Annotated in this window: 1 pseudogene; it reads left to right on the forward strand. The window is 33.9% G+C overall.

Going from position 1 to position 573, the window contains the following annotated elements:
• Window positions 1-171 precede the first annotated feature (171 nt).
• A pseudogene (locus CCAND38_RS01790) lies at window positions 172-573 on the forward strand (hypothetical protein); the annotation flags it as partial.

A 573-nucleotide genomic window follows, 5' to 3' on the forward strand; every position in this document is an offset into this window, starting at 1 on the left:
TCTGTTAATGAGAGTTTAATTAGTAGTCGCTATAATGATGTTAAGCACTACGGAGTAATCCCTTCAAATCAAACACTTTCCAATTCGGGGCAAATATGGTTTATAAATACGCATCAAGGTTTTTATGGAAATAAAATGTTTGAAGAATATGGGGAGTAGATTTTATAGATTATGAAAAAGATAATTATTAGAAGCTTAGTTCTGTTAGGCATATCGTTAAATCTTCAACTTCGTTGCACGAAGCCTGAAGTTGAAGTAGAAAGCCCCAATAAATCCAAAACCTTGAAACATAACTACATTGTTTTAGCATCGGTAGATGGTTCAGCAGTTGAGGTTGAAGTGAGCTATTCCGTTTTTGTAGCAGGAAATTCTGAAAACATTGTAAAAACAGAAACGCTAACGACTCCTTTTATCATTGGAGGAGAGGATGTCAAAGTTGTGTATGACAGTTTAACCTATGAATCACATATGGGGAAAAGACATTTACACAACGAACTAAAAAGAAATTACACCCCAAAAGGAGCTGATTACTTGGAAATTAAAAATTTATCAAACGTGGATTTGGAATATTGT

Source organism: Capnocytophaga canis, from assembly GCF_000827555.1.
In the GTDB taxonomy this organism is placed as follows: Bacteria; Bacteroidota; Bacteroidia; order Flavobacteriales; family Flavobacteriaceae; genus Capnocytophaga; species Capnocytophaga canis.